Below are 18,795 nucleotides of genomic sequence, written 5' to 3'. Positions count from 1 at the left end.
CCTCGGGGTGCCACTCAACACAACCGAACGCGCGGCTTGGATACCACTCCCATGTCGGAGAGTCGTCAAGGGTTCCGACGAGATATCGAACAACCGTTACCACTTCTCTTCCAACAGAGTTGGACAGGTCCTACCGTAAGCGCGCACCCTTGTCGCGGACATGTAGTCATCCTATCTTTCGCGAGTTCGGAGGAACGTAACGATGCGTCACCTTCCCACCCGCACAACCCGCCGAAGAGTGGTCGGAGCACTCGCGACGGCCCTGTTGTGTACGACCGGCCTGACCGCCCCGGAGGCCCTGGCCGCCCCCTTCCCCACCGCAGCCCCCTCGTCGCCCGCCCTGGCCGACGGCCTCGCGCTCACCCCTCCGATGGGGTTCAACAACTGGAACTCCACGCACTGCCGGGCCGAGTTCAACGAGAGCATGGTCAAGGGGATCGCGGACCTCTTCGTGGCGAAGGGGCTCAAGGACGCCGGGTACCGGTACGTCAATCTGGACGACTGCTGGGCCCGGCCGTCCCGGGACGCCGACGGCAAGCTGGTACCCGACCCGGCGCGCTTCCCGAACGGGATCAAGTCGGTCGCCGACTACATCCACGCCAAGGGACTCAAGCTCGGCATCTACACCAGCGCGGGCACGAAGACGTGCGACAGCGTCGGGTTCCCGGGCGCCCTCGGCCACGAGTACAGCGACGCCCGGCAGTTCGCGGACTGGGGCGTCGACTACCTCAAGTACGACAACTGCAACAACCAGGGCGTGGACGCCAAGCAGCGCTACACGACCATGCGGGACGCGCTCAAGGCGACCGGGCGGCCCATCGTCTACAGCCTCTGCGAATGGGGCGAGAACAGGCCCTGGGAGTGGGCCTCGGACGTCGGACATCTGTGGCGCACGACCGGTGACATCAACGACAGCTGGGGCTCGATGCTGTCGATCCTCAAGCAGAACCTGCCCCTCGCCCCGTACGCCGGTCCCGGTCACTGGAACGACCCGGACATGCTGGAGGTCGGCAACGGCGGCATGACCGACACCGAGTACCGCTCGCACTTCTCGATGTGGTCGGTCATGGCGGCTCCGCTGCTCATCGGTTCGGATCTGCGCAAGGCGTCGCCCGCCACCTTCGACATCCTCGACAACAAGGACGTCATCGCGGTCGACCAGGACCCACTGGGCAAGCAGGGCACCGTGCTCTCCTCCGAGGGCGGACGCTGGGTCGTCGCCAAGGAGATGAAGGACGGCGGCCGGACGGTGGCGCTGTTCAACGAGACCGGCGGTGCCCAGCACATCGCCACGACCGCGGCGGCCGTGGGGCTGCCGGCCGCCCACGGCTACACGCTGCGCGACCTGTGGCAGCACCGGAGCTACAACACCGCCGGTGCCATCTCCGCGACGGTCCCCGCGCACGGCACGGTCCTCGTCCGCGTCGCGGCCGACCGCCACTGGGCCAAGAACCCGCCCGCCGTCGAACTCGGCCTGGACGGCAGCCCGTTGGTGGAGGCGGCCAAGCCGGTCGCCCTGACGTCGGCGGTGACCGACCTCGGCCGTACGCCCGCGCGGCGCGTCTCGGTGGCGCTGAGCGGCCCGACGGGCTGGAAGGTCGCGGCCGCCTCACCGACCACGGCGGGCACGCTACGCACGGGACACTCCCTGCGGACGAGGTGGCGGGTCACCGCGCCCGAGGGCACGGCCGCGGGATCGTACGACCTGACGCTCAAGGCCACGTACCGCTCACCGACCGGCATACGCACCGGGAGCGTGCTCCCGTTGACGATGTCGGTCGTGGTGGCTCCCCCCTCGGGCGACTCCTACCTCGGCGACCTGCCGTGGCTGTCGACGACCAATGGATTCGGCCCGGTCGAGCGCAACACCAGCAACGGGGAGAGCGCCGCGGGCGACGGTCATCCGATCACTCTCGGCGGAGTCGTCTACGCCAAGGGACTCGGCGCGCACGCCCCGAGCGCCGTCGAGTACTACACCGGCACGCGGTGCCGGACCGTCACCGCGGATGTCGGCGTCGACGACGAGAAGGGCGCCAACGGCACCGTCGCGTTCGAGATCTGGGCGGACGGCAAGAAGGTCGCCTCGACCGGGGTCCTCACCAACGCCATGCCGGCCCAGCCGGTCTCGGCCGACGTGACCGGCGCCCAGGTCGTCCGCCTCGTCGTCACCGACGGCGGCGACGGCGTCGACTCGGACCACGCGGACTGGGCGAACGCCCGACTGACCTGCTGATCGCTACGCCGAGCCGGGGGGCTCCTCCGGCTCGGCAGCGGGCGGCGACCCGGCCGGCCGAATCCGTCCCGGCCGTCGGCCCGAGCCCGGCCGGTACCCCTGCCCGGATGCTCCGCTCTCGGCTGAAGTGCTCGGCCCGAGCGGGGCCGAGCCGACCACGCCGGGGGAGCAGGCCTCAGGGCGCTCCCCCGGCGGTCATCGGTCCCGGACCGCAAGCCGGTCCCCGGCTCGCGGTCCGCGCATCCCCGGCGGATCACCCGCGGCTCCGGCCGGCGCACCCGACCCGCGGGCGCGAACCGCGGCTCGCGGGATCAGCCGCCCGACTCGGGCGATCGGCCCGCGACCCGGGGGGGCGATCCGGCCCCGGCCGATCCACCGCGGCTCGGGGCGGCGCTCAGCCCGCGACCCGCTCCGCGGCCGTGCTCGGCTGCCTGCTGAGCGCGGCCGCCGCCGCGCCGACGAGACCGGCGTCCGTGCCCATCAGAGCGGGCGCCACGGTCAGCCGCTGCACGAAGGACAGGGTGGCGTAGTCGGCCAGCGCCCTGCGGAGCGGCTCGAAGAGCACCTCCCCGGCCTTGCCCACCCCCCCGCCGATGACGGCGATGTCGATCTCGACGAGGGTCGCGGTCGCCGCGATGCCCGCCGCCAGCGCCTTCGCCGCGCGTTCGAACGAGGCCACCGCCACCGGGTCGCCCTCGCGCGCGGCGGCGGCCACCGCGGCGGCCGAGGTGTCACCGTCGGGCCCCGGCCGCCAGCCGCCCTCCAGCGCCCGCCGCGCGATGTTCGGACCGCTCGCGATGCGCTCCACGCAGCCGCGCGAACCGCACGGGCAGGGGTCACCGTCGAGATCCACGCTGATGTGCCCGATGTGGCCCGCGTTGCCCGTCGGACCGGGGTGAAGCTGACCGTTCAGGACCAGCCCGCCCCCGACACCCGTCGAGACCACCATGCACAGGGCGTTGTCATGGCCGCGCGCCGCACCCTGCCAGTGCTCGGCGGCCGTGATGGCCACCCCGTCGCCGATCAGCTCGACCGGCAGGCCCCCGGTCGCCGCACGCACCCGCTCGACGAGCGGATAGTCGCGCCAGCCCGCCACGTTCACCGGACTCACCGTGCCCGCGGAGGCGTCCACCGGCCCCGCGCTGCCGATGCCGACGGTCCCCGCCCGGCTCCACAGCGGTGATCCGGTCAACTCACCGAGCACCTCCTCGACGGCCCCCATCACGGTGTCGCCGTCCTCCTGCGCGGGCGTCGCGCGCTGCGCGCGCAGAAGAATGCGGCCGCGGCCGTCCACCAGCGCTCCGGCGATCTTGGTGCCGCCGATGTCGAGCGCGGCCACGAGGTCGGTGTGCATCAGTGTCAGTTCTCCCGGTGAACCTGGTGAAAGGGGCAGACCGGTCTCGCGATGGGGGGCGCAGGCCGGAGAATGCGGTGGACAGTCTCTCCCGCATCTGACAACGTTGTCCAGGCTCTATGCTCGACGCCACATCCTCATACAACCCCATGGACCGACGCACCCCCGTGGACAACAGGACCCGTGGCCGACAGGGACCGCCGCGTGGGCGACGGGAACCATGGACGACAGGACAGGACAGCGCATCGTGGCAGAGACCGCCCGCCGATCCGAGAACCGCTACGGCAACCGTCCGACCATGAAGGACGTGGCGGCACGAGCCGGGGTGGGCCTCAAGACGGTCTCGCGGGTCGTCAACGGTGAGCCCGGAGTCACTCCGGACACCGAGCGCCGCGTCCAGGAGGCCATCGACGCGCTGGGCTTCCGGCGCAACGACAGCGCCCGGGTGCTGCGCAAGGGCCGCACCGCGAGCATCGGGCTCGTCCTGGAGGACCTCGCCGACCCCTTCTACGGCCCCCTCAGCCGCGCGGTCGAGGAGGTGGCCCGCGCCCACGGCGCGCTGCTCATCAACGGCTCCAGCGCCGAGGACCCGGACCGCGAACAGGAACTGGTCCTCGCCCTGTGCGCGCGCCGGGTGGACGGGCTGGTGATCATCCCGGCCGGTGACGACCACCGCTATTTGGAGCCCGAGATCAAGGCGGGCGTCGCCACGGTGTTCGTGGACCGCCCGGCGGGACAGATCGACGCCGACGTGGTGCTGTCCGACAGCTTCGGCGGGGCCCGCGACGGTGTCGCCCACCTGATCGCCCACGGCCACCGCCGGATCGGCTTCATCGGCGACATGCCGCGTATCCACACCGCCGCCGAGCGGCTGCGCGGCTACCGCGCGGCCATGGAGGAGGCGGGCATACCCGTCGAGGACGACTGGATGTCCCTGGGCGTCACCGACCCGCAGCGGGTGCGGAAGGCGGCCGAGGACATGCTGTCCGGCCCCTCCCCCGTCACCGCGGTCTTCGCCGGCAACAACCGCGTCACCGTCACGGTCGTCCGTGTCATCGCCGAGCGCGGCCGGCCCGTCGCCCTCGTCGGCTTCGACGACATCGAGCTCGCCGACCTCCTCGAGCCCGGCGTCACCGTCGTCGCCCAGGACGCCGCCGCCCTCGGCCGCACCGCCGCCGAGCGCCTCTTCCGCCAGCTCGACGGCACCCTCATCACCCCGGAACGCATCGAACTCCCGACCCGTCTGATCACCCGCGGCTCGGGCGAACTGCCGCCCTCGGACTGAGCCGTGGCCGAGCCGGACCCGCGCACCCTCGAAGCGCTCGGCCTCGCCGAGGCGCCTCGCGAGCACCCGCTGAGCTACCCGGGCGCCCGGCCCGAGGAATCCGTACTCCTCGACGGGGACCGGCTGTTGCCGCTCACGCGCAGGGTGTACGAGGACCGCGTCCCGGTCCTCGCGGTCGGCTCCAACGCCTGCCCGGCCCAACTCCGGCACAAGATGGCGCAGTCCGGGGTGTCGGGCACGATCCCGATGGTGAAGACGCGGGTCCGCGGCCTCGGGGTCGGCGTCTCGGCCCATGTGAGTCCGATGGGGTACGTGTCCGCGTCGCCGTTCCACACGCCGGGCGCCGTCGGCGAGTTGTTCCTCACGTGGCTGGACGCGACGCAGCTCGCGGTGGTGGACGCGAGTGAGGGCGTTGCGGTGGCTGAGGGGGCGTACGGCCGGGCGTGGCTGCCCGCCTCCGACGTGCGGATCGAGTTGGACTCCGGTGAGCTCCTGCCGGGTGCCTGTGTGTACGTCAACCGCCGCGGGGTTCTCCACAACGGCTCCGGGACACCTCGCCCGCACCCCGGCGAGCGCCCGCTGCTCGCCTCGCTCCTCGCCGGGTCGGCGCCACTGCGGGAGCTGTTCGGGGAGACGCCGGAGGAGTTCTGCGCGCGGGCTCGCGGCGACGCCGCGCTCTGCGCGCGCGGTACCGAGCTGTTCACAAAGGAGCGGCTCACCACGGCTTCCGGTCTGGAGAAGTACGTAGGAGCCGGCCCGTCCTCATAGTGCGGGTGGTCCGTGGCTGATCGCGCGGTTCCTCGCGCCCTTGGCAGCGGGGAGCTTCACTTGGCCGAGATGGTCAGGTCACCGCGCCTCGGCACGGCGAAGCCCTCCAGGTCGGCCCTCGTCAGACCCGTCAGCCTCGCCACCTCCGCGATGTCCAGGGCGCCGCAGTCCAGGCCGCGCAGGAGATAGCCGCTGAGGGCCTTGGCGGTGGCGGGTTCGTCCATGACGTCGCCGTCGGTGTGGCTGGCGTAGCGGGAGAGGCGGACGGCGGCCTGTTCGAAGCCCTCGCGGTAGAAGGCGAAGACGGCGGCGTAACGGGTCGGGATGTGGCCGGGGTGCATGTCCCAGCCCTGGTAGTAGGCGCGGGCCAGGGCGCGGCGGGTGAGGCCGTAGTGGAGGCGCCAGGCGTCGTGGACCTTCTCGGTGGGGCCGATCGGCAGGACGTTGGTGGAGCCGTCCGAGACGCGTACGCCGGTGCCCGCGGCCGCGACCTGCATGATCGCCTTGGCGTGGTCGGCGGCCGGGTGGTCGCTGGCCTGGTAGGCGGCGCTGACGCCGAGGCAGGCGCTGTAGTCGAAGGTGCCGTAGTGCAGTCCGGTGGCGCGGCCCTCGGCGGCCTGGATCATCCGGGCGACGGTCGCGGTGCCGTCGGTCGCGAGGATGGACTGGCTGGTCTCGATCTGGATCTCGAAGCCGATGCGGCCGGGCTCCAGGCCACGCGCCTTCTCGAACTCCTCCAGGAGCCGGACCATCGCGGTGACCTGCTCGGCGTACGTCACCTTGGGCAGGGTCAGCACGAGCCCCGCGGGCAGGCCTCCGGACTCCATCAGGCCCGTCAGGAAGATGTCGAGCGTGCGGATGCCCCGGTCCCGTACCGGCGCCTCCATGCACTTCATACGGATGCCCATGTACGGGGCGGCCGTGCCGTTCTCGTACGCCTCGGCGATCAGGCGGGCCGCGCGGGCCGCCGCCTCGTCCTCCTCGGCGTCCGGGCGCGGGCCGTAGCCGTCCTCGAAGTCGACCCGCAGGTCCTCGACGGGCTCGCGCTCCAGCTTGGCGCGTACGCGGTCGTACACGGGTTCGGCGAGCTCGTCGGTGAGGCCGAGGACGGCGGCGAAGGACGCGGCGTCGGGGGCGTGCTCGTCGAGGGCGGCGAGGGCCCGGTCGCCCCAGGAGCGGATGGTGTCGGCGGCGAACACGTCGCCGGGGACGTACACGGTGTGGACGGGCTGCCGGGTGCCGGAGTCTCCGGGGTAACGCCGCGCCAGTTCGGCGTCGACCGGGGCGAGGGAGGCGCTGATCTCCTCGCTGACGGCGCCCGCCAGGCTCGTCGCCACGTTCTCCTGCTGGCCCTGACCCATCCCACACCCTCCATTTTTCCGCTCCACGGAATCAACAATCCGTAGAGCGAAGTTATCCATGGTGCTTCCCGATGGTCAACACCTGTCCACGGCATGGTCCGTCATGTGCACTCCCGCCCCACGCCTTCTTTCGCGTCGCGGGGCACACCCCTCATGCTGGCCCCGAAAGGAGGGGATCACACATGTCGAAAACCCGCAGAGTGACGCGACGCATGGGCCTGCGGACGGTGGTGGCCGCCGCGGTCGCCGTACCCCTGCTCACCACGGCGTCCGCCTCCGCCAGCCGGCGCGGCGGCCACCGTCTGGAGATCATGACGTTCAATCTTCGCTTCGCGAGCGCCTCCGAGCCCAACAGCTGGGCCGTGCGCCGCCCGGTGATGCGCGAGCTGCTACGCCGGGAGTCGCCCCACGTCATCGGCACCCAGGAGGGCGTCTACCAGCAACTGCGTGACATCGACTCCGACCTCGGACCGCACTACGACTGGATCGGCACGGGCCGCAGGGGCGGCAGCCACGACGAGGCGGTGGCGATCTTCTTCGACACCCGCCGGCTGACCCCGGTCGAGCACGACAGCTTCTGGCTCTCCGACACCCCCGAGCTGATCGGTTCGAACACCTGGGGCGCCGCCTTCCCGCGCATCGTCACCTGGGTGCGCTTCCGCGACCTGCGGGACGCACGGGAGTTCTATGTGCTCAACACCCATCTGGACCACGCGAGTCAGTACGCACGCATGCGTGCCGCGAGTCTCATCTCCGAACGCATCGCGCGCTTCGACCGCGCTCTGCCGCTCGTCGTGACCGGCGACTTCAACGCCGTCGCCCACCAGAACCCGGTGTACGAAGCGATGCTGGGCGCCGGGCTCGTCGACACCTGGGACACGGCGGCCGAGCGCGGCCCGCTCTACGGGACCTTCCACGGCTACCAGCCGTTGACGCCGGACGGCGACCGTATCGACTGGATCCTGGTCGGCTCCGGAGTGACCGTGCACCGGACGGCCGTCGACACCTTCGCGGTGGACGGTCAGTTCCCCAGTGACCATCTGCCCGTGCAGACCTGGCTGAGCCTGGCATGAGCGAGGCCCCCGTGACCGCGCGGGCGGTCACGGGGGCCTCGTACGGCCGGAGCCGGACTCGATCAGCCCTTGCGGGTCTTGATCTCCTCGGTGAGCTGCGGGACGACCTCGAACAGGTCGCCGACCACGCCGTAGTCGACCAGGTCGAAGATGGGCGCCTCGGCGTCCTTGTTGATCGCCACGATCGTCTTCGACGTCTGCATACCGGCGCGGTGCTGGATCGCGCCGGAGATTCCGGAGGCGATGTACAGCTGCGGCGAGACGGACTTGCCGGTCTGGCCGACCTGGTTGGTGTGCGGGTACCAGCCGGCGTCCACCGCGGCACGCGAGGCACCCACGGCCGCGCCGAGGGAGTCGGCGAGCCCCTCGATGATCGAGAAGTTCTCGGCGCCGTTGACGCCACGGCCGCCGGAGACCACGATCGCGGCCTCGGTCAGCTCGGGGCGGCCGGTCGACTCGCGCGGGGTACGCGCGGTGACCTTGGTGCCGGTGGCCTTCTCGGAGAAGGAGACCGCGAGGGCCTCGACGGCGCCCGCGGCCGGGGCGGCCTCGACGGCGGCCGAGTTCGGCTTGACCGTGATGACCGGGGTGCCCTTGGCGACACGGGACTTGGTGGTGAAGGAGGCGGCGAACGCGGACTGCGTGGCCACCGGACCCTCGTCGCCGGCCTCGAGGTCGGTCGCGTCGGTGATGATGCCGGAGCCGATGCGGATCGCGAGGCGGGCCGCGATCTCCTTGCCCTCGGCGGAGGACGGGACGAGCACGGCGGCCAGGGAGCCGCCGGCGGACACCGCCTCGTACGCGGCCTGGAGCGCGTCCACCTTCGGGACGACCAGGTAGTCGGCGTACTCGGCGGCGTCGTGCGTGAGGACCTTGACCGCGCCGTGCTCGGCGAGCGCGGGGGCGGTGGCCTCGGCGCCGGAGCCGAGGGCGACGGCGACGGGCTCGCCGATGCGGCGGGCCAGCGTCAGCAGCTCCAGGGTGGGCTTGCGGACGGCGCCGTCCACGTGGTCGACGTAGACGAGAACTTCAGCCATGGGACTTCTTCTCTCCTGCTTACGAAAGATGAGGGGCGGTCAGCGAGTCGGGGGTTCAGCGAGCCTCGAACGGGCCCTTAGATGAACTTCTGGCCCGCGAGGAACTCGGCGAGCTGCTTGCCGCCCTCGCCCTCGTCCTTGACGATCGTGCCGGCCGTGCGCGCCGGGCGCTCGGTCGCGGAGTCGACCTTGGTCCAGGCACCCTCGAGACCGACCTCGTCCGCCTCGATCTCCAGGTCCTCCAGGTCCCAGGACTCCACCGGCTTCTTCTTGGCGGCCATGATGCCCTTGAAGGAGGGGTAACGCGCCTCACCCGACTGGTCGGTCACCGACACGACCGCCGGGAGGGAGGCCTCCAGCTGCTCGGAGGCGCTGTCACCGTCACGGCGGCCCTTGACCACACCGTCCTCGACGGAGACCTCGGACAGCAGGGTGACCTGCGGGACACCCAGGCGCTCCGCCAGCAGGGCGGGGACGATACCGGCGGTGCCGTCGGTCGAGGCCATGCCGGAGATGACCAGGTCGTAGCCGGCCTTCTCGATCGCCTTGGCGAGCACCAGCGACGTACCGATCGCGTCGGTGCCGTGCAGGTCGTCGTCCTCGACGTGGATGGCCTTGTCCGCGCCCATGGAAAGCGCCTTGCGCAGCGCGTCCTTGGCGTCCTCGGGGCCGACGGTCAGCACGGTGATCTCGGCGTCGTCCGCTTCGTCGGCGATCTGCAGCGCCTGCTCCACCGCGTATTCGTCGAGCTCCGAGAGCAGACCGTCCACGTCGTCACGGTCCACGGTCAGGTCATCGGCGAAGTGCCGGTCGCCAGTGGCGTCGGGCACGTACTTCACAGTGACAACGATCCTCAAGCTCACGCCGGCTCTCCTACTGCATCGTCATTTCTGGGCTGCCTTCTTTCAGGCAGCATAGGCGCCTGAAGCGGCCGATCCCGGTCGGGGCGGCCCGCGCTCCGAACGAAATATTACTCGTCAGTACACCCAGTTCCTGCCCACTAAGCAAGCGCTTTGAACTGTGACCTTCGCAACGCTGCGTAACCGACGAGTAGGACTCACCGGCAGGACCGGCGAGTAGCGTCAGTCGCGCAGGCCGTTGAAGCGTCCCTGGTGGTACAGCAGCGGGCGGCCCGCGCCCGACGGATCACCGAGGACGACCTCGGCCAGCACGATGCGATGGTCCCCGGCCGGCACCCGTGCCACGACCCGGCACACGAGCCAGGCCAGTACGTCGTCGAGGACGGGAACACCTTCCGGGCCCTTACGCCAACGGGTGGGCGCGCCGAAGCGGTCGGCGCCGCTGCGGGCGAAGGTGGCGGCGAGTTCCTGCTGGTGCTCGCCGAGTATGTGGATGCCGACGTGGTCGGACTCGGAGATCGCGGGCCAGCTGGAGGCGCCGACACCTATGCCGAAGGAGACGATCGGGGGCTCGGCGGAGACCGAGGTGAGCGAGGTGGCGGTGAAGCCCACCGGACCCGACCCGCCCTGCGCCGTGATCACGGCGACACCGGCCGCGTGCTGCCGGAAGACGGAGCGCAGGAGGTCGGGTGAGGCGAGTTGCGCATCGGGAGAGGCAAGCCGAAAAGTGTCCAGGTCGGGCGTGGCCGTCATGGAGTCGTCCTTCTGCGAGTGGGGACGTGGGGTCCCCCCGCTCGAGCGAAGCCGAGAGTGGGGGAAGGTCCGTAGGTGCTCAACAGACCGGACAGCGCGCACTCGCGGTGCGGGCCAGGTCCACGTGGACGCGCTCGAAGAGAAGGAGTTCCGGGGGCATACGGTCAGGTTGACGATAGGTGGTGCGTGCAGTCAAGTACGTCCGGTCATCTGCGAGATGCCTCACCATGATCGCCACGGGTCAGACGGCCTCTCCCAGCGCCGCGATCACATCCGCCTTGCGCGGCTGTCCGGTCGCGCGCCGCACGATGCGTCCGTCGGCGTCGAGGACGAGCACGGTCGGGGTCTTGAGGATCTCGAGTTCGCGGACGAGTTCGAGGCGGTCCTCGGCGTCGATCTCCACGTGGTGCACACCCGGGACCATTCCGGCCACCTCGGTGAGCACCCGCCGGGTGGCCCGGCAGGGAGCGCAGAAAGCGCTGGAGAACTGGACGAGCGTGGCCCGTTCACCGAGCCCCTCCCCCAACTCCGCCGCCCCGAGCCGCTTTCCGCCGTCACGTCCGCGCACTCTCACCCTCCCGCTCCGCCGCCGCTGCAGCACTCCGAACGCGCTCGCCGCCGCGAGCACCACCACGCACACCACAAGTCCGGTCATCTTCAGGACAAGCATTCACGAGACCGCAAAGATTCCCGGGTCCATGAACCGCCCGTCATACGGAATGCTTGATTCATGGACATTGACGCGAGAGGACCGCGGTTCGGTGCGGCCGTGACGACCGTCGTACTGGCGGCCGTTCTGATCACCGGCAACACCTGGCTGTTGGCCTGGCAGGTACTGGCGTTCGCGTTGGGCGCCTCGGGCGGCGTGGCGCGCTCCCCTTACGGCTGGCTGTTCCGGAAGGTCGTACGCGCCCGACTCGGACCGTCGGCACAGTTCGAGTCGCCGCAGCCGCCGCAGTTCGCGCAGGCCGTCGGGCTCGTGTTCGCCGTGGTGGGGCTGATCGGTTTCACGGCGGGGCCCGACTGGCTGGGGTTCGCCGCGACCGGCTGCGCGCTGGCGGCCGCGTTCCTCAACGCGGCGTTCGGGTACTGCCTGGGCTGCGAGATGTACCTGCTCGTACGCCGGGTGACGGTACGCGCCCAGTGACGGTGAGTTAGAAGTCCGAGGTCGATCAGGGGACACGTGACGAGGATCTCGCCGCATCGCGGCACCAGGACTGGCCACTCGTCCGTTCTTCGGGCACGATCTGCGCAATGCCGTAAACCTACGGCTGCGTAACTTTCCCGCCGGGAGACCCCTTCCCGAGCAGAGAGAAAGGGTCCACCCCGTCCATGGCAGAGCTTGTCTACCGTCCCGTCGTCGGTCTCGCCCAAGTGTTGTTCAAGGCCTGGGACCTCAAGATCGACTGCAAGGGAACGGAGAACATTCCGCGCTCGGGCGGCGCCGTGCTGGTCAGCAACCACATCAGTTATCTGGACTTCATCTTCGACGGTCTGGCGACCCTGCCCCAGAAGCGCCTGGTGCGTTTCATGGCGAAGGAGTCGGTCTTCCGGCACAAGATCTCCGGTCCGCTGATGCGGGGCATGAAGCACATCCCGGTGGACCGCAAACAGGGCGAGACGGCGTATCAGCACGCGCTGGATTCACTGCGGTCCGGCGAGATCGTCGGCGTCTTCCCCGAAGCGACCATCTCCCAGTCCTTCACACTGAAGAGCTTCAAGTCGGGTGCCGCGCGCATGGCCCAGGAGGCCGGCGTGCCGCTGATCCCGATGGCCCTGTGGGGCACCCAGCGGCTGTGGACCAAGGGCCACCCGCGCAACTTCAAGCGCAGCCACACCCCGATCACCATCCGGGTCGGCGAACCGGTGGAGGCACCGCAGGACCAGTACGCGGGCGCCATCACCCGGCGCCTGCGCGAGCGTGTCCAGGAGCTCCTGGAGGCCGCGCAGCGCGCCTATCCGATCCGCCCCAAGGGCCCGGACGACACCTGGTGGATGCCCGCACACCTCGGCGGCACGGCGCCGACCCCCGAAGAGGTCAAGGCGGCCGAGGCCCGCTGAATCGTCACGCCGGGGCGTGGCCGGTGCTCCACGCCCCGTGCTGAACTTCTCCAGGCGTTCGGTGAGTTCGGCCCCGTCGCACCACACCGCCTCGCCCGTGTCCGGGAGATCGACGGCCACCTCGCCGGTGGCTCGCCGGCCACATCCCTCCCCGGACCTGGCCGTACCGACTCGGGTGACGGGTGGCCGGCCTCAGAGTGCGGTGGGGAGCGTCCTCCAGAGGTACGGCCGGTCGGGGGCGGCCTTGAGGACGCCGAGCACGACCGGGTGCGGTTCGGCGTACAGGACCGGATAGTCCAGCTCACCCAACTCGGGGTCGGGCGTGAAGGCCAGCCGCTCGCCGTCCAGGGAGAACTGCGCGTCCACGCCCTGCTTGTTGCCGCGGGGGTCCTGCCGGTGCCAGGCGCCGTTGAACCGTACGGCGACGAGCCCGTGCACCTCGTCGAACTTCTGGTAGCAGAACGCCGTCGGGATGTCCTCGGCCCGCAGCAGCGCGGCCAGGGCGTGGGCCTTGGCGTAGCAGACGCCGGTGCGCCGCTCCAGCACGTCGGAGGCACGCCAGGTGACCCGAAGATCCCCGGAGTCCTGCGAGTGTGGGATGGTGTCGCGCACGAATTCGAAAGCCGCCCGCGCATAGGCATACGAGTCGACGGCTCCGTTGGCCAGCCGCGCGGCCGCCTCCCGTACGAGCGGATGATGATGGTCGATGACCTCGTCGGCGGCCAAGTACGCTGACAGGTCGGCGGTGTTCTGGATCAGCTCCATGCCCGGAGAGCATAGGAATGCGACCACCCGAGAGTCAATGACTTTTCAGGTGACCGCATACCTATGCAGGCGCAGGCGCAGACGCGGGGGCTCGGGCTACGCCTGAGCCATCTCCTCCTTGAGCGCCGCCACGAACCCGTCGACGTCGTCCTCGGTCGTGTCGAAGGAGCACATCCATCGGACGTCGCCCGCCGCCTCGTCCCAGAAGTAGAAGCGGTAGCGCTTCTGGAGCCGCTCGCTCACGTCGTGCGGGAGCCGCGCGAAGACGGCGTTGGCCTGGACCGGGTGGAGGATCTCCACGCCGTGCACCGCGCGCACGCCCTCGGCCAGCCGTTGGGCCATCTGATTGGAGTGGCGGGCGTTGCGCAGCCACAGGTCCTTGGCGAGCAGCGCCTCCAACTGCACGGAGACGAAGCGCATCTTGGAGGCGAGCTGCATGGACAGCTTGCGCAGGTGCTTCATATGACTGACCGCGTCCTGGTTGAGGACGACGACGGCCTCGCCGTACAGCGCGCCGTTCTTCGTCCCGCCGAGGCTCAGGAGGTCGACGCCGACCGCGTTGGTGAACGTGCGCATGGGCACGTCCAAGGAGGCGGCCGCGTTGGCTATCCGGGATCCGTCCAGGTGCACCTTCATGCCGTGCGCGTGGGCGTGGTCGCAGATCGCGCGGATCTCGTCGGGCGTGTAGAGGGTGCCCAGTTCGGTGCTCTGGGTGATCGAGACGACCTGCGGCATCGCACGGTGCTCGTCGTCCCAGCCGTAGGCCTGACGGTCGATCAGCTCGGGGGTGAGCTTGCCGTCGGGCGTCGGCACGGTGAGCAGCTTGAGGCCGCCCATGCGCTCGGGGGCGCCGCCCTCGTCGACGTTGATGTGCGCGCTCTCGGCGCAGATCACGGCGCCCCAGCGGTCGGTGACCGCCTGGAGCGCGACCACGTTCGCGCCGGTCCCGTTGAAGACCGGGAAGGCCTCGGCGGTGGCGCCGAAGTGGCTGCGGATGATCTGCTGGAGGTTCGCCGTGTAGTCGTCCTCGCCGTACGCGACCTGGTGCCCGCCGTTGGCCAGGGCCACGGCGGCGAGCACCTCGGGGTGGGCCCCCGCGTAGTTGTCGCTGGCGAAGCCGCGGACGGCCGGGTCGTGGTGACGCCGGGCGTCGGTCTTCGGAGGATTCACGGCTTCTCGGTCAGCCACAGACGGTTTCCGTTCACTTCACCGGCGGGCCGCGACCAGACGTCGGCGATGGCCTCGGCCAGATCCTCGACGTCCGTGAAGCCCGCGAACTTCGCGTTCGGGCGCTCGGCGCGCATCGCGTCGTGCACCAGTGCCTTGACCACCAGGATGGCAGCCGCGGAAGTCGGGCCCTGCTCGCCCCCGGCCTTGCGGAAGTAGTCGGCCATGGCCAGCGTCCACGCCTCGGCGGCGGCCTTGGCGGCGGAGTAGGCGGCGTTGCCCGCGGTGGGCTTGCTCGCGCCCGCGGCGCTGATCAGGAGGTAGCGCCCACGGTCACTGCGCTGCAACGCCTCGTGGAACGCGAGGGACGTGTTCTGCACCGTGCGGATGAGCAGCAGTTCCAGGAAGTCCCAGTCGTCGAGGCTCGTCCTGGTGAAGGTCTCGCTGCCCCGCCAGCCGCCGACCAGGTGGACCAGGCCGTCGACGTGACCGAAGTCCTTCTCGACGCGGATGGCCCAGTCGCGGGTCGACTCGAGGTCGAGCAGGTCGACCGTGTCGCCGATGACGGTGGCCCCGCCGTGCCCGTAGCGGGCCGCGTCCACGGCCTCCGCGAGCCGCTCGGGGTCGTTGTCCGATCCGATGACGGTCGCGCCCGCGTCGGCGAGCCGGGCCAGCGTCGCGCGCCCGGCGGGTCCACCCGCTCCGGCGACCGCGATCACCGCGCCGCTGAGAGGTCCGTTGCCGTTTCCGTGTGACATCGCCTTCGCCTCCTGAACATCCCCGGTACGAGGGCTCACGCGGCGACCCGCTCGGCGCTCGTCGCGGTGATGCCCTTGGTGGAGGCGATCACGTTCTTCAGTTTCTTGGAGAGCGCCTCATAGAACATGCTCAGCGGAAACTCGTCCGGAAGCACGTCGTCGACGAGCTTACGGGGCGGCTGGGTCAGATCGAGGGCGTCCGGGCCCTTGGCCCAGCGGGAGCCGGGGTGCGGGGCGAGATAGGTGGAGACGAGCTCGTACGCCTTGAACCAGTGGACGAGCTTGGGGCGGTCGATGCCGGCCCGGTAGAGGTCCTCGATGTCGGCGCACAGCTGGTTGGTGATCTGCGGGGCACGCTGCCAGTCGATGTGCAGCTTGTTGTCGGTCCAGCGGACGACGTCGTGCTGGTGCAGGTAGGCGAAGAGGAGCTGGCCGCCGAGACCGTCGTAGTTGCGGACGCGGTCGCCGGTGACCGGGAAGCGGAACATCCGGTCGAAGAGCACCGCGTACTGCACGTCACGGCCGTGCTGGTGGCCCTCGGCCTCCAGCTTCACGGCCTCCTTGAACGCGGTGAGGTCGCAGCGCAGCTCCTCGAGGCCGTACATCCAGAACGGCTGGCGCTGCTTGATCATGAACGGGTCGAACGGCAGGTCGCCGTGGCTGTGGGTGCGGTCGTGGACCATGTCCCACAGCACGAAGGCCTGCTCGCAGCGCTCCTGGTCGTGAACCATCGCGGCGATGTCCTCGGGCAGCTGAAGGCCCAGGACGTCCACGGCGGCGTCGGTGACGGCGCGGAAGCGGGCGGCCTCGCGGTCGCAGAAGATGCCGCCCCAGGAGAATCGTTCCGGCGCCTCGCGCACGGCGATCGTCTCCGGGAAGAGGACGGCCGAGTTGGTGTCGTAGCCCGCCGTGAAGTCCTCGAAGGTGATGCCGCAGAACAGCGGGTTGTCGTAGCGGGTGCGCTCCAGCTCCGCCAGCCACTCCGGCCAGACCATGCGCAGCACGACCGCCTCGAAGTTGCGGTCCAGGTTGCCGTTCTGCGTGTACATCGGGAAGACGACCAGGTGCTGGAGGCCGTCCTCGCGGTGCGCGGCGGGCTGGAAGGCCAGCAGGGAGTCCAGGAAGTCGGGCACCTGGAAGCCACCGTCGGCCCAGCGGCGCAGGTCCTTCACGAGCGCCTCGTGGTACTCGGCGTCGTGCGGCAGCAGCGGGGCGAGCTGCTCGACGGCGTCTATGGCACGGCGTACGGCCAGATCGGCATCGGCCGTGTCCGGGGCGCCCTCGGCCTCGAAGTCGATCGACCCGTCCTTGGACTGCCAGGGCCGGATCTCCTCCACGGCATCCTTGAGCACGGGCCAAGCCGGGTGCTCCACCACCCTGCCCACGGGAGGAACCCGCTCCTCCACACCCACTGGCACAAGAATTTCCGTCATCTCTCACCCTCCACGGGAGAACCTCGCGTATGCACACCGTATGTATATGAGGTTCCTTCCCGCAAGGGGAGACTCGATAGATTATCCTGCACTGCCTCATCTTCACCGCTCTTTTTCCTGCCGGATACCGCTCAGGCGACTACTTCCGCTATACGGCGCCGGGCACACGGGCATCCGCGGGAAGGGCCGGGAAGTGGCAGGAGCAACGACCCGGGGGCGCTCGGGGTCAACGGCCGAAAGACTCGCCCACGCCCGGGTGACGCGCCCCGGCGGCAACGGCCCGCTCTCCCCTTGCGCCAGACACGCCCTGCCTGGCGTACGAGCGGGTACATCGCGCGGCGGGACGATTAGGCTGCGGCCTTGCCGCGTGGGCGCCGCCGAGACCACGCGCGAGCCGAGCCGCCGTCGACGGAAGCGAGTCGAATCTTGAACTTCCTCACCATCGGTCATCGCGGAGTGATGGGCGTCGAACCCGAGAACACCCTCCGTTCCTTCATCGCCGCCCAGCACGCGGGCCTCGACCTGATCGAACTCGATCTGCATCTGAGCAAGGACGGCGCGCTGGTCGTCATGCACGACGCGGACGTGGACCGTACGACCGACGGCTCGGGGCCGATCGCCGAGATGACCCTCGCCGAGCTGCGTTCCCTCGACGCCGGGCACGGTGAGCGCGTGCCCGTCTTCGAAGAGGTCCTGGACGCCGTCAGGGCGCCGCTGCAGGCCGAGATCAAGGACACGGCGGCGGCACGGGCGCTCGCCGAAGCGATGCACCGGCGCGATCTGGTCGGGCGGGTGGAGGTGTCGTCGTTCCACGACGAGGCGATCGCCGAGATCACCAGGCTCGTGCCGGGCGTCCGCACGGCGCTCATCGCGAGCCGCTACGGCGTCGACGTCGTGGACCGCGCCGTGGAGGTCGGTGCCGCCACCGTCTGCCTCAACATCCGCCGGCTGACCCTGGAGGTCGTCGAGCATGCCCGCAAGGCCGATCTGCGGATCATCGGCTGGGTGGTGAATACCCAGGACCATCTACGGCTGGTGCGCGCCCTGGAGCTGGACGGCGCCACCACCGACTACCCCCAGATCAAACGCACCGGCCGCTTCACGGCCTGAGGATCACTCCGCCGGCCGCGCCAGGGGCTTGACCAGCAGCTCGAACTGCAGGTCGTCACGCTGCGGAATGCCGAAGCGCTCGTCGCCGTACGGGAAGGGGGTCATCTTTCCCGTACGGCGGTAGCCACGCCGCTCGTACCAGGCGATGAGGTCCTCGCGTACGGAGATCACGGTCATGTGCATCTCCGCGACACCCCAGGTCTCGTGGGCGTGCCGCTCCGCCTCGGCGATGATCACCTTGCCGAGGCCGCCGCCCTGGAGTGCGGGGCTGACCGCGAACATGCCGAAGTAGGCGTGGTCGCCCCGGTGTTCGAGCTGGCAGCAGGCGACGACGGCGCCGTCCCGCTCCACGGTCAGGAGGCGGCTGTCCGGCGACTTGATGACGGCGAGCACGCCCTCCGGGTCGGTCCGCTGTCCTTCGAGGATGTCCGCCTCCGTGGTCCAGCCGCTCCGGCTGGAGTCCCCGCGGTAGGCCGACTCGATCAGCGCGACGAGGGCGTCCACATCGGCGTCGGTGGCATCGCGGAAGGTCAGTCCGGTGGCGGCGGCGGTGTCCATGGAACGGTTCTCCGAAATCTCTGGCGCGGCTCGGGCACCGCTGAGCGTAACGCCCCCGCCAAAGAGGCCCCGCCGCTTCCCTCCACCGTGATCGGCCGGACAGGACCTAGTAGTGCTTCGTTATGTTGAGTGATCTCGGCTGATCGTGGGCAGCTTCCCGGAGTGAGGTTGGGGGAAGTGGACCGGCTCCGGGGCGAGTTGGCGGAGTTCGTTGCCGAT

General features: G+C 70.3%; 18 protein-coding genes. 7 read left to right on the top strand and 11 right to left on the bottom strand.

Annotated elements, in window-relative coordinates:
- Positions 1–202: 202 nt before the first annotated feature.
- Complete coding sequence (locus tag ACIQTP_RS16825) at positions 203–2,233, top strand: NPCBM/NEW2 domain-containing protein (RefSeq protein WP_403400521.1); 2,031 nt, start codon at positions 203–205, stop codon at positions 2,231–2,233.
- 394 nt (positions 2,234–2,627) lie between these two features.
- Here ACIQTP_RS16825 and ACIQTP_RS16820 read toward each other — a convergent pair whose 3' ends face one another.
- Entirely contained in the window at positions 2,628–3,587 is a 960-nt protein-coding gene (locus ACIQTP_RS16820) for an ROK family protein (protein WP_402039627.1), read from the bottom strand.
- Positions 3,588–3,807: 220 nt separating this feature from the next.
- Here ACIQTP_RS16820 and ACIQTP_RS16815 point away from each other — a divergent pair, with 220 nt between their 5' ends.
- Positions 3,808–4,872, top strand: coding sequence for a LacI family DNA-binding transcriptional regulator (locus ACIQTP_RS16815; RefSeq protein WP_403400518.1), 1,065 nt, complete (start codon positions 3,808–3,810; stop codon positions 4,870–4,872).
- A 3-nt stretch (positions 4,873–4,875) separates the two neighbouring features.
- Positions 4,876–5,640, top strand: coding sequence for a hypothetical protein (locus ACIQTP_RS16810; RefSeq protein WP_403400515.1), 765 nt, complete (start codon positions 4,876–4,878; stop codon positions 5,638–5,640).
- 56 nt (positions 5,641–5,696) lie between these two features.
- Here ACIQTP_RS16810 and ACIQTP_RS16805 read toward each other — a convergent pair whose 3' ends face one another.
- Positions 5,697–7,001, bottom strand: coding sequence for a DUF6986 family protein (locus ACIQTP_RS16805; protein WP_403400513.1), 1,305 nt, complete (start codon positions 6,999–7,001; stop codon positions 5,697–5,699).
- A 182-nt stretch (positions 7,002–7,183) separates the two neighbouring features.
- Here ACIQTP_RS16805 and ACIQTP_RS16800 point away from each other — a divergent pair, with 182 nt between their 5' ends.
- On the top strand, positions 7,184–8,074 hold the full coding sequence (locus ACIQTP_RS16800; protein ID WP_403400510.1) for an endonuclease/exonuclease/phosphatase family protein: 891 nt from the start codon (positions 7,184–7,186) through the stop codon (positions 8,072–8,074).
- Positions 8,075–8,136: 62 nt separating this feature from the next.
- Here the strand turns inward: ACIQTP_RS16800 and ACIQTP_RS16795 are convergent, their stop codons facing one another.
- From ACIQTP_RS16795 to ACIQTP_RS16780, 4 genes are all read right to left on the bottom strand, one after another.
- Positions 8,137–9,111, bottom strand: a complete 975-nt coding sequence (locus ACIQTP_RS16795) for an electron transfer flavoprotein subunit alpha/FixB family protein (RefSeq protein ID WP_403400507.1) — start codon at positions 9,109–9,111, stop codon at positions 8,137–8,139.
- Between the two features lie 77 nt (positions 9,112–9,188).
- The gene (locus ACIQTP_RS16790; protein WP_054228809.1) at positions 9,189–9,974 is read right to left on the bottom strand and encodes an electron transfer flavoprotein subunit beta/FixA family protein; all 786 of its coding nucleotides are present in this window, start codon (positions 9,972–9,974) and stop codon (positions 9,189–9,191) included.
- A 219-nt stretch (positions 9,975–10,193) separates the two neighbouring features.
- A complete protein-coding gene (locus ACIQTP_RS16785) occupies positions 10,194–10,724 on the bottom strand; it encodes a flavin reductase family protein (RefSeq protein WP_402039616.1) in 531 nt (176 codons plus the stop codon).
- 241 nt (positions 10,725–10,965) lie between these two features.
- Positions 10,966–11,379 (bottom strand): thioredoxin family protein, encoded by a 414-nt coding sequence (locus ACIQTP_RS16780; RefSeq protein WP_099925862.1) that lies wholly within the window; start codon positions 11,377–11,379, stop codon positions 10,966–10,968.
- 75 nt (positions 11,380–11,454) lie between these two features.
- Between ACIQTP_RS16780 and ACIQTP_RS16775 the strand changes: the two genes are divergently transcribed.
- Both ACIQTP_RS16775 and ACIQTP_RS16770 read left to right on the top strand, forming a co-directional pair.
- Positions 11,455–11,871, top strand: coding sequence for a DUF4395 domain-containing protein (locus tag ACIQTP_RS16775; protein WP_403400503.1), 417 nt, complete (start codon positions 11,455–11,457; stop codon positions 11,869–11,871).
- Positions 11,872–12,056: 185 nt separating this feature from the next.
- Positions 12,057–12,785 (top strand): lysophospholipid acyltransferase family protein, encoded by a 729-nt coding sequence (locus tag ACIQTP_RS16770; protein WP_403400500.1) that lies wholly within the window; start codon positions 12,057–12,059, stop codon positions 12,783–12,785.
- A 192-nt stretch (positions 12,786–12,977) separates the two neighbouring features.
- Here the strand turns inward: ACIQTP_RS16770 and ACIQTP_RS16765 are convergent, their stop codons facing one another.
- From ACIQTP_RS16765 to ACIQTP_RS16750, 4 genes are all read right to left on the bottom strand, one after another.
- Positions 12,978–13,550, bottom strand: coding sequence for a transglutaminase domain-containing protein (locus tag ACIQTP_RS16765; RefSeq protein WP_403400497.1), 573 nt, complete (start codon positions 13,548–13,550; stop codon positions 12,978–12,980).
- 96 nt (positions 13,551–13,646) lie between these two features.
- Positions 13,647–14,720 carry a threonine aldolase family protein gene (locus ACIQTP_RS16760; protein ID WP_388519020.1) on the bottom strand — a complete coding sequence of 358 codons (1,074 nt, stop codon included), beginning with the start codon at positions 14,718–14,720 and terminating at the stop codon, positions 13,647–13,649.
- Complete coding sequence (locus ACIQTP_RS16755; RefSeq protein WP_402039606.1) at positions 14,717–15,475, bottom strand: SDR family oxidoreductase; 759 nt, start codon at positions 15,473–15,475, stop codon at positions 14,717–14,719. Before ACIQTP_RS16755 ends, ACIQTP_RS16760 begins: the two co-directional genes overlap by 4 nt.
- A gap of 35 nt (positions 15,476–15,510) precedes the next feature.
- On the bottom strand, positions 15,511–16,908 hold the full coding sequence (locus ACIQTP_RS16750; RefSeq protein ID WP_403400492.1) for a DUF6421 family protein: 1,398 nt from the start codon (positions 16,906–16,908) through the stop codon (positions 15,511–15,513).
- Positions 16,909–17,334: 426 nt separating this feature from the next.
- Here ACIQTP_RS16750 and ACIQTP_RS16745 point away from each other — a divergent pair, with 426 nt between their 5' ends.
- Positions 17,335–18,018 carry a glycerophosphodiester phosphodiesterase gene (locus ACIQTP_RS16745; RefSeq protein ID WP_403400490.1) on the top strand — a complete coding sequence of 228 codons (684 nt, stop codon included), beginning with the start codon at positions 17,335–17,337 and terminating at the stop codon, positions 18,016–18,018.
- 3 nt (positions 18,019–18,021) lie between these two features.
- Here the strand turns inward: ACIQTP_RS16745 and ACIQTP_RS16740 are convergent, their stop codons facing one another.
- On the bottom strand, positions 18,022–18,576 hold the full coding sequence (locus ACIQTP_RS16740) for a GNAT family N-acetyltransferase (RefSeq protein ID WP_402039600.1): 555 nt from the start codon (positions 18,574–18,576) through the stop codon (positions 18,022–18,024).
- Between the last annotated feature and the right edge of the window lie 219 nt (positions 18,577–18,795).

Source organism: Streptomyces sp. NPDC090798, assembly GCF_044768965.1.
Classification (GTDB): Bacteria; Actinomycetota; Actinomycetes; order Streptomycetales; family Streptomycetaceae; genus Streptomyces.
Note: the sequence above shows the minus strand (reverse complement) of the source record. Positions and strands in the feature narration are given on the sequence as shown.

Coding starts and splice junctions, on each gene's coding strand:
- ACIQTP_RS16740 (WP_402039600.1), bottom strand. CDS start 18,576: ATGGACACCGCCGCCGCCACCGGACTGACCTTCCGCGATGCCACCGAC.
- ACIQTP_RS16775 (WP_403400503.1), top strand. CDS start 11,455: ATGGACATTGACGCGAGAGGACCGCGGTTCGGTGCGGCCGTGACGACC.
- ACIQTP_RS16795 (WP_403400507.1), bottom strand. CDS start 9,111: ATGGCTGAAGTTCTCGTCTACGTCGACCACGTGGACGGCGCCGTCCGC.
- ACIQTP_RS16785 (WP_402039616.1), bottom strand. CDS start 10,724: ATGACGGCCACGCCCGACCTGGACACTTTTCGGCTTGCCTCTCCCGAT.
- ACIQTP_RS16750 (WP_403400492.1), bottom strand. CDS start 16,908: ATGACGGAAATTCTTGTGCCAGTGGGTGTGGAGGAGCGGGTTCCTCCC.
- ACIQTP_RS16805 (WP_403400513.1), bottom strand. CDS start 7,001: ATGGGTCAGGGCCAGCAGGAGAACGTGGCGACGAGCCTGGCGGGCGCC.
- ACIQTP_RS16825 (WP_403400521.1), top strand. CDS start 203: ATGCGTCACCTTCCCACCCGCACAACCCGCCGAAGAGTGGTCGGAGCA.
- ACIQTP_RS16800 (WP_403400510.1), top strand. CDS start 7,184: ATGTCGAAAACCCGCAGAGTGACGCGACGCATGGGCCTGCGGACGGTG.
- ACIQTP_RS16780 (WP_099925862.1), bottom strand. CDS start 11,379: ATGACCGGACTTGTGGTGTGCGTGGTGGTGCTCGCGGCGGCGAGCGCG.
- ACIQTP_RS16820 (WP_402039627.1), bottom strand. CDS start 3,587: ATGCACACCGACCTCGTGGCCGCGCTCGACATCGGCGGCACCAAGATC.
- ACIQTP_RS16770 (WP_403400500.1), top strand. CDS start 12,057: ATGGCAGAGCTTGTCTACCGTCCCGTCGTCGGTCTCGCCCAAGTGTTG.
- ACIQTP_RS16755 (WP_402039606.1), bottom strand. CDS start 15,475: ATGTCACACGGAAACGGCAACGGACCTCTCAGCGGCGCGGTGATCGCG.
- ACIQTP_RS16765 (WP_403400497.1), bottom strand. CDS start 13,550: ATGGAGCTGATCCAGAACACCGCCGACCTGTCAGCGTACTTGGCCGCC.
- ACIQTP_RS16815 (WP_403400518.1), top strand. CDS start 3,808: ATGGACGACAGGACAGGACAGCGCATCGTGGCAGAGACCGCCCGCCGA.